Annotated in this window: 1 protein-coding gene; it reads right to left on the bottom strand. The window is 46.9% G+C overall.

The features are described 5' to 3' along the window. Positions 1-1,065 (bottom strand): IS4 family transposase (locus ACIFQM_RS24590; RefSeq protein ID WP_430066357.1); only part of this gene is annotated, 1,065 nt, incomplete at its 3' end. Positions 1,066-1,228 lie beyond the last annotated feature (163 nt).

The raw sequence follows: 1,228 nt of genomic DNA, 5'->3' as shown, positions 1-1,228 counted from the left end.
TTCAACAGGTAGGTTTTGAAGAAGAAATAGACGGGAAAAACGCGCAAAGGAAAGAACGGCATGTTTTGGCCATGGAGTCTGGGCAGCATCAAATAGCCATTTGAGCAGGACATAGACGATCAGAGCGCAGAATAGTTGCCCATAGACCGCATTTTCGGTCGTACCAAACAGGGTTGGAATATTCAAATGTTGCTTGATCCAACGGAAGAAGACTTCAATCTGCCACCGAGCTTTATACATCTGCGCGATGTGTTCTGCGGTCACCTGCATTAAATCGGTAACCACCCGAATTTCCCGACCTTCAAAATCTCGAAACATCACCACACGATGACGTTGCCTGGAACGACACTGAGGGGTTCCCAACTGGCACGTGATATCTCGAATGACAGATGAATCCGGCTTCTGGAGGCGGCGTAGCGCATGGGGTTTTTCTAAATGGACGTTGTCGCGAAGCCGTATGACAAACGATTGCCCATGGGTTTTGAAGTCGTCCAGACGCTCCAGTTTCCCATAAGCACGGTCCATCACCACAATGTAGTCCGGTTGAGCCAACGCTTCACTCACGGGGCCATCATGCCTTGAACCCAGCGTTTGTATCACTTGAAGAGGTTGCCCATTTTCAGCTCGTAAAGCGACATGAAGTTTAATGCCCGCACGCTCTCCGTGATACGGAGCCCAGGGTAGCCGTGTTTTTCCCACCGTCATGGTGGTTGAATCGATGAGGAGCAATTCTTTGGGAAACGTAAGTTTTCGGCGTGTTTCTCGGCTACATTTGTGAATGACCCGATGAAAAAGCTCCTTAAATATAGCAAAGGGGACTTCGGCTGCTTTGGTGGAAAACCGTGAATAATGAACGACAGGCAAACCACTAGAAGCAGCAAAATCTACGCCAGAGCGGTAACTGTCCCATTGCTCCAAAGCAGAAACACACCAGTATTGAAGTAAACGGGTTACCGTGAATTTGCGAGCCTTGTCTTCATAACCTGTATCCTCGGCAACCGTTTGCACTTCTTCGGGAGTCAGGATGGATTGAAGGATGGATGTAAACATGATAGAATTTTTCATGAGATCGTCCTCTTTCTGAATCGCTTGTTGGTACAAACGATTCTACAGAAAAGACGGTCTTTTTTCTACTATTTTTTGGTTATTCAACAGGCGTGGTATAAGCCAACAGTTTTTCACAGGCTCCTGAAGAAAAAAGGTTGTTTTTTGTGTTAGATACAATGGC

The sequence above is a fragment of the Paenibacillus sp. NRS-1782 genome (assembly GCF_050467685.1).
In the GTDB taxonomy this organism is placed as follows: domain Bacteria; phylum Bacillota; class Bacilli; order Paenibacillales; family Paenibacillaceae; genus Paenibacillus; species Paenibacillus terrae_A.
The sequence above is the reverse complement of the archived record's forward strand: the minus strand, read 5'-3'. Positions and strand labels throughout refer to the sequence as shown.